This window comes from Anaerococcus sp. HMSC068A02, assembly GCF_001811125.1.
In the GTDB taxonomy this organism is placed as follows: domain Bacteria; phylum Bacillota; class Clostridia; order Tissierellales; family Peptoniphilaceae; genus Anaerococcus; species Anaerococcus vaginalis_C.
Genome location: NZ_KV803739.1, coordinates 1 through 7,588, shown reverse-complemented (window position 1 = coordinate 7,588; position 7,588 = coordinate 1). Strand labels below are relative to the sequence as shown.

Here is a 7,588-nt window from a genome sequence, read left to right as displayed (position 1 = left end):
TTTCCAAATTTTATATTGTTTTCAATTGTATCCTCAAATAGATATACATCTTGAAATACCATGGAAATTGAATTCATAAGGTTTTCTATCTTATAATCCTTAATATTTTTCCCACCTATTAAAATTTCGCCAGAGTTTACATCCCAAAATCTTGCAATAAGATTACAAAATGTAGTCTTGCCAGATCCAGATGGACCAACTATGGCAGTCATGGTATTTTCTTTTATCTCTGCTGAGACATTTTTTAAAATGGGTCTGTCATAATAAGAGAAGCTGACATTTTTAAAGACTATATCATGATTTTTTATAGGCTCTGTAATACTTCCTTCTCTCATATCAGGCATAGAGTCGATAAAACCTACAGAATCTATGGCATTTTCGCAAGCTCTTAGGATTGCCATGTTTGATCCTGCCCCGATTAAGCCTTCAAAGATAATAAAGGATGCCATAATCATAAGAATTGTTTCAGCAAGTGGAAGTTCACCAGATAAATTTAATTTTAATGATACATAGACCATAGCTACTGTTGTTATTCCCATTACAATTCTTTGAATAACTGTGTATGGTGCTACAGATATTTCTAAATCTAAAAGTATATTTGATGTATCTTTTATAGACTTTCTCAAAGCTCTGTTATTTTCTCCACCAAGATTATAGGATTTTATAACCTGCATTCCTTGTAAAGTTGCTAATACTTCTTTTGTAAGTCTTGTTTGTGTTTCTGTCATTTTGTCTGCATTAGCTGATGATTTTTTCTCCATCATTGATGTAACGATGAAAAATACTAAGACACCTGCTACAGCAACCAGTCCTACCTTTACGTTAAAAATTAAAGTTCCAATGACAAAGACTAAAGTATTTAAAACACCACCAAGTACAAGAACCAAAAGCATAGGCACCCACATTTCTGCTTGGGAAAGTGAAGATGTAGCAATAGTAGTTAATCTTCCAAGTGAAAAGCTTGAAAAGAAACCCATAGGAACTCTTTTTATTTTTTCTCCTATTTCTATCCTCTTATGGGCTGCCATAAAATATCCAGCGTGTGTTTGTGCCATTTGTGATGATTTTTGTGTCATTATCTTTCCAACAAGGGATATAACTAATATTCCAAGACAAACAAAGATAGCCTTATAGTCTAAAGTTTTAGAAAATATATTTACTAGCATATAGTAAATTGCACCAAACTCAAGGGCATTAAATACTGCGTGCAAAAATCCAGCGAGAATGGATTTCTTAATATTTACCTGTTCTTCTTTTGAAAAATTCCATATCTTTTTAAACACATTAAGCATTTTCATCACCCCTTAAATTTGCAGCATACATTTCCTTATAAAGTTCTGATGACTTTAATAGTTCTTCATGAGTACCATAAGAATTTAATTTGCCATCTTTAATAACAAATATCCTATCTGCATCAACAATTGTCTTTAACCTATGAGCGATTATGATTAAAGTTTTACCCTTAACTAGATTTGCCAAGGCATTTTGTATGAGAGCTTCATTTTCGGGATCTATATAAGAAGTTGCTTCATCTAAAATTACGATTGGTGCATTCTTTAACATGGCACGAGCAATAGATATTCTTTGTCTTTCTCCTCCAGATAGATGACCTCCACCTTCGCCAACTCTTGTATCATAACCGTTAGATAGATTCATAATAAAATCATGGCAGGCAGATTTTTTACATACATCTATAATTTCTTCGTCAGAGGCATTCTTATTTCCAAGCCTAATATTTTCCTTTATAGTCATATCAAAGAGGAAATTGTCTTGGGATACAAAAGAAATAAGTGAAGACAAGTTTTCGAGCGACACATCCTTTGTTTCTACTCCACCGATTTTAATAGAACCTCTATCTACATTCCAAAAACCAGCAATAAGTTTTGCTATTGTGGACTTGCCTGACCCAGAAGGACCAACGAGTGCTGAAACATTAGATTCTTTTATTTCCATAGAAAGATTATCTATAACCTTATTTTTTCCATCGTAAGAAAAGTCTACGTCTTGAAGTTCTATATTATAGGATTCTATTTTTTCTCCCTTGTCAATATTTTCTAACTCTTTTGAATCTAAAATCTTTCCTATTTCAGAAGTTATAGTTGATATTCTTGACATATCGTCCATATAGTTCATGATTTTTAAAATACTAGAAACTGTAGCAAAGGATAAGACGATTAAGGTAATTAAATTTCCTAATTCAATACTTCCCTTTATATAAAATAAAATCCCAAAGGGTATGATTGTAATAATTCCCATAGGAGAAAGTAATCTACCTATGGCAACCCTATTCATAGATTCACCCATCCAGTTATAATAAAAGCTTGCATTATCATAAACTGCATCAGCATATTTTTTATAAGATGATTCGCTTTGATTAAAGGTCTTTATTACTTCTATCCCATTGATATACTCAACAATGGAATTATTCATATGTTGACCAATGGCAACTGATTTTCCAAACATTTCCTTATAATGAGCATTCATAACAGACATCATGGTAGCCATTCCTACTACAAACGGAATTAGTGATAGCAAGGTCAATCGCCAATCTAAGGTAAACATATAAATAAATAATAGAACAGGTCCTACTAAGTTTGCCGTAAATTCTGGCACTAGGTGGGCAAGTGATGTTTCCATAGAATCAACTTGCTCAACTATAATATTTTTTAATTCTCCAGATGATCTTGATAATACATCTCCCAATGGCATCTTAAATAATTTTTTGGAAATATCATTTCTTATTTCTCCAAGTGAATTAAAAGTTGCAGTATGAGAAATTCTTGTTGATATTCCAGATGCCACTTCTTTAATAACAAATGTTATTAAAATACTTATGCAAAGTGGAGTGTATAAGCTCATATCCCTTATGCCATTAATCAAATTCACAATAATTTTCGCCATAAAAATATAAGAAAAAAGACCAGCCACTACTCCAATTATTGCCAGTAAGATTGACATAAAATATGAGCCTTTTCTCTTTCTTACATATTGTTTTATTAGATCCATCAAATCCCCTCCTAAATATTAAAATTTTTTCCCATTAATATAGCTAATATTTTTTCTTTATCCTCTTTTGTAGAAAATTCCTCAAAAAAGTATCCGTCTAAATAAAGAATTTTATTGCAGGAATTACACAAAAATTCATAATCATGGGAAATTATAAGTATAATTTTTTCTTTTTCTTGTAATTTCTTCATTCTTTCTGAAATAATTTGCATATTATGTCCATCTAAACCACTTGTTGGCTCATCAAATAAATAAACATCTCTTTCTAAAAGTTCTGCTGAAGCGATAGTTAATCTTTGTTTTTGTCCGCCTGACATGATTTGTGGATGGATGTCTTTTATATTTTCTAAGTTAAAATCAGCTAATATTTTATCTGTATCTGCATCTTTATTATTTAGTTTTAACTCGTCTTCTGCTGAAACTTCAAAAAGATTACTATCAGGATTATTTGACAGGTAGTATATTCTTTTTTGCCTATTTCTTTTGTTTAATTTTTCTCCATTTATAGATATAACACCACTATCTTTTTTCATAAGTCCACTTAAAATTTTAAACAGAGTAGATTTGCCTATGCCATTATCCCCAATAATTCCATAAATATTTCCACTTTTAAATTCGTAGGTCAAATCTTTTATAAGGACATTCTTATTATAGGAAAAAGAAATTTTTTCTAGGTTCATAGAATTTACCTCTTTTAACTTATTTATTTTAGGAGATATTTTATTTAAAGAAAAGAATCTTAATCCTAACCTATTGAAAGAATCTTCACTTTTTGATAATAGTTCTTCCTCTGTAAAAACATTGCTAATTTCCCCATTTTCAAGATAATAATATTTATCTACTACTCCTCTAAGGTAGTATAGCCTATGCTCTGAAATGATTATTGTCTTTTTATTTTTCTTTAATAAAAGCATAAGTTTTCTTAAAGCTTCTACACTTTTCATATCTAGGTTAGCAGACGGTTCATCAAAAACATAAATAGGCGGATTAAGTGCATTTATTGAAGCAATTGCTATTTTTTGTCTTTCTCCACTTGAAAGATGAAATAAGTTTTTATCTTTTAAATCTTCTCCATTAATAGATTTTAAGGAATTATTGATTATTTCATCTATTTTTTCTCTTTCTATCCCATAATTTTCAAGCCCGAAGGCAATTTCATCTTCTACATTTTCTGCAAAAAATTGACTCTTGGGATTTTGAAAAATAGATCCTACTTTCCTCCCTATTTCATATAATTCTTTTTCCAGGGGATTTATTCCATCTATGGAAATTCCCCCCTTTAATTTCCCTCCATAGAATTTATAAGCAAGACCATTTATAAGTCTTGTAAGGGTAGTTTTACCACAACCACTCGCCCCTATAAAGGCAACACATTCCCCATCATTAATTTCCAAATTAATATTTTTTAAGATGTTTGCTGAATCTTTACTGTAGGCAAAGCTTACATTTTTTAACTTGATCATCTTAATAACTCCTCTCCAGGAAAATCATGCTCATTGTGATAAAGATGGTGATTAAACAAACAATAACATCAAGATTTCTAAATTTTATTTCTCTTCTTGAGCTATGTTTTCCAGATGCAGAAATTCCTCTTACTTCCGATGCGGCGGCAAGTTCTTCAGCTATTTTTGAAGATGAAAACATCATAGGAACAAATAAATATTCCATCGTTAAAAATGGTTTTTTAATAGAAATTAATCCTCTTAATCTCAACGAGTCGATAATTTCTTTAAACTCACTTTTAACTACTGGGAAAAATCTCATCATGAAAATAAGTGGCAAAGCAATATTTCTATGAATTTTCATTTTTTTCATTATTGCCATTATCTCTCCTGGAGGTGTTTTTAAAATTGGTATTACTGATAGAACTATAACTAGTGTTCTTATAACCATAAACAGAAACATATCTGGAATCAAAATGCCAAAACCTTCACCATTTGAGACAAATCTCAAAAAACTTAAAACACCCATTGCAATAATTAGTTTTATAGTAGATTTTCTATATCCTTGCAGTGATACATAAATAACTAGAATGGCGGCTAATAAAAAAAGTACAGTATCTTTGGACAATACTGAAACCAAAAATACTGTACTTAAAAATACTACTAATTTGGAACGTAAGTCCAAATACATCATTTTATTATGCCTGTCTTTTTAAAATGCTTTTCTGTCATCTTATTTCCTAAATAGCAACCAATAATTGCCGCCACAATAGTACATGCTAAAGAAATAAGAATCCATTTAGGATTTGTATAATACTGAGTTTGTATTTGAACTTGTTCTTGAGATACGCCAGACTTAATGAAAGCATCTTTAAAAAACCATATTTCGCTCATACCATGAGCCGCTCTGGTTAATGATGTAATTATCCAAGCAATAGTAATTCTTTTTATATTCCTATAGCTATCTGTACCAAGCATAGATAACTCTGCTATTATCCCGCCACCTACAAACCATGGAATCATAAAAGGACCCATAAAGACAGTTGCTAATATAGCTTGTATAATATTGTAAATTAGTGCAACTCCCGGTTTGCCTACTTTCATAGCCATATAAACAAAAAATGGTCCTAAAATTAGTGCAGTAAACACAGCATTAAAAATCATATTGAAAAATAATGATGCCCCTGTAATCATTGAAAAAGCAATGAATACAACAATCATGATTGCAGAAAAGATTCCTATGGTTGCTAAATCTTTTATAGTTAATTTTTTACTTTCCATAATTCAACCTCCTTATTTGATATATATTATCATTCTATAATAGACTAAGCTTATTTTCTTGACTATTTAGACTAAATGTGCTGTTTTAGATATTTTTCTATATTCTGAAGGAGTGAGATTAAACTTATTTTTAAAAGTATTTGAAAATTTAGCATGATCTGTGAAACCTACCCTAATAGCAATTTCCGTAATTGAAATTGATGTATTATTCAAAAAATCAGCTGCTACCTCCAATCTTTTACTTGTTATAGCTTCCTTAATTGTTTGCCCAAAAACACTCTTATAGCAAGATTTCATTGTGGTAGTATTTATCTTATAGATTTCTGATAGTTTATCATAAGTTATATTTTTTTCGTAATTATTCTTTATAAATTCATCTATTTTCTTTACAATATCAACATTTGTCTTAATAAAATATTTCCTATCGCTTATCTTGTTACTGGTATCAAGGCTTGAAATATATAGGAAAAGTTCTTGAAATTTTACCCTTAGATATTCAATTAGAATTTCATCTGGGACTTTATAGACTTCATAAAAAATATGTTCAATATGCCGAGTAGCTCTTTGTACAAAAATTTTGTCCTTATTGCATAATTTTCTTAAAACAACTTCAAATTTAATCCCTAACATTTCCTCTAAAAAATATATTTCGCTATCAAATTCTTTTAGATTAATATAAAAAGTCACACCATGATAATGAGATATAGGAAAAAAAGATTCCTCAGAGCTGTTACTACTTGCATTGATTGCAAAATCTCCCGATTCCATATAAGTAATAGTTCCATCGCTTAACACGCATTCAAATCTTCCTTCTCTACAATGATTAATCTCATAGCTTTGGTTTAAATTTTTTGATAATTTTTTCTTTATGACAGAAGTGTGTATATCATTATAAAAAACTGTTACCCCTTTGAAAATTTCGTACTTCGAAACTATATACTTCCCATTTTCCAAATTATGAAATTCACAAATTCTTCCTTTAGAATTTTCTATTATTTTTTCTAAATTTCTTCCATAAAGATGGCACATTAACTCCTTACCCATAAAAATCTCCTAATTAATGAGTTTTTCTCTCAAATAACCTTCCAACATCTTTTTGATTGTTTTTTTATTTTCAATAAAAATTTCTTTTTGATTTAAACTTTCATATCCTAAAATCAAAGTATTTACAAAGGTCACTAAAAACTCATCTTCAAAAATAGATGATAGCTTATCGTTTGGAGGAAATGTAGACGATAAAATTTCTGTGTTTGTTTCTTTTAAATTTTCAAACATTTCACACAATCTTTTATCTTCATTTTGTAGTTTCAAAAAAATTGCATAGATGCTTTTAAATTCATTTTCATCATAAATTCTTTCCATCATCATCTCAGTAATTGCGTCTAAAGTCGTTAACTTAGATGTGTCGATATTTTTGTTTTTTTCTCCTCTATATTTGATACCTAATTTCATAAAATCATAAATCATTTCGTAGGTTGATCCATAATGATAGTAAACACCACCTTTACTTAAACTTACTTTTTCTATAACATCTTCCATAGTTGTATTTTGGAAACCCTTTTCTAAGAAACATTTTTTTGCCGCTTCCAGAATTTCTAACTTCCTTTTTTCTCCAACTTTCAATTTTTTATCATTCAAAACTTTATCTCCTGTCAATAAACAATTCCGACGCTACCGTCAGTTTTATTGTAACTCATTTGATAATTAATTTCAATACGTGAATTATTTTAAATTTTAGTAATCTTATTTAAGATATTTGCTTGAACTCCCTTATACTGCTTTATTAATTTCTTTAAATGCGGTATAATTGGTTATAATTTAATAAACGCTTAACGCTTATAACTTTAATAGACCAACTA

Annotated in this window: 7 protein-coding genes; all 7 read right to left on the bottom strand. The window is 29.6% G+C overall.

Features of this window, described 5'->3' with window-relative positions:
- Positions 1-1,292 (bottom strand): ABC transporter ATP-binding protein (locus HMPREF2782_RS03250; protein WP_070640830.1); only part of this gene is annotated, 1,292 nt, incomplete at its 3' end.
- Positions 1,285-3,006, bottom strand: a complete 1,722-nt coding sequence (locus HMPREF2782_RS03245) for an ABC transporter ATP-binding protein (protein ID WP_070640828.1) — start codon at positions 3,004-3,006, stop codon at positions 1,285-1,287. The genes HMPREF2782_RS03245 and HMPREF2782_RS03250, both read right to left, overlap by 8 nt.
- A gap of 11 nt (positions 3,007-3,017) precedes the next feature.
- Complete coding sequence (locus HMPREF2782_RS03240) at positions 3,018-4,469, bottom strand: ABC transporter ATP-binding protein (RefSeq protein WP_070640826.1); 1,452 nt, start codon at positions 4,467-4,469, stop codon at positions 3,018-3,020.
- Between the two features lies 1 nt (position 4,470).
- Positions 4,471-5,142 carry an energy-coupling factor transporter transmembrane component T gene (locus tag HMPREF2782_RS03235; RefSeq protein WP_070640824.1) on the bottom strand — a complete coding sequence of 224 codons (672 nt, stop codon included), beginning with the start codon at positions 5,140-5,142 and terminating at the stop codon, positions 4,471-4,473.
- Positions 5,139-5,729, bottom strand: coding sequence for an MptD family putative ECF transporter S component (locus HMPREF2782_RS03230; RefSeq protein WP_070640822.1), 591 nt, complete (start codon positions 5,727-5,729; stop codon positions 5,139-5,141). The genes HMPREF2782_RS03235 and HMPREF2782_RS03230 overlap by 4 nt, the downstream gene beginning before the upstream one ends.
- A gap of 66 nt (positions 5,730-5,795) precedes the next feature.
- The gene (locus HMPREF2782_RS03225) at positions 5,796-6,773 is read right to left on the bottom strand and encodes a helix-turn-helix domain-containing protein (protein ID WP_070640820.1); all 978 of its coding nucleotides are present in this window, start codon (positions 6,771-6,773) and stop codon (positions 5,796-5,798) included.
- Between the two features lie 9 nt (positions 6,774-6,782).
- Positions 6,783-7,367 (bottom strand): TetR/AcrR family transcriptional regulator, encoded by a 585-nt coding sequence (locus HMPREF2782_RS03220; protein WP_070640818.1) that lies wholly within the window; start codon positions 7,365-7,367, stop codon positions 6,783-6,785.
- Positions 7,368-7,588: the final 221 nt, after the last annotated feature.

What these genes read in the sequence shown, in the direction of transcription:
- HMPREF2782_RS03225 (WP_070640820.1), bottom strand. Translation starts at nt 6,773, where the DNA reads ATGGGTAAGGAGTTAATGTGCCATCTTTATGGAAGAAATTTAGAAAAA.
- HMPREF2782_RS03240 (WP_070640826.1), bottom strand. Translation starts at nt 4,469, where the DNA reads ATGATCAAGTTAAAAAATGTAAGCTTTGCCTACAGTAAAGATTCAGCA.
- HMPREF2782_RS03245 (WP_070640828.1), bottom strand. Translation starts at nt 3,006, where the DNA reads ATGGATCTAATAAAACAATATGTAAGAAAGAGAAAAGGCTCATATTTT.
- HMPREF2782_RS03235 (WP_070640824.1), bottom strand. Translation starts at nt 5,142, where the DNA reads ATGATGTATTTGGACTTACGTTCCAAATTAGTAGTATTTTTAAGTACA.
- HMPREF2782_RS03230 (WP_070640822.1), bottom strand. Translation starts at nt 5,729, where the DNA reads ATGGAAAGTAAAAAATTAACTATAAAAGATTTAGCAACCATAGGAATC.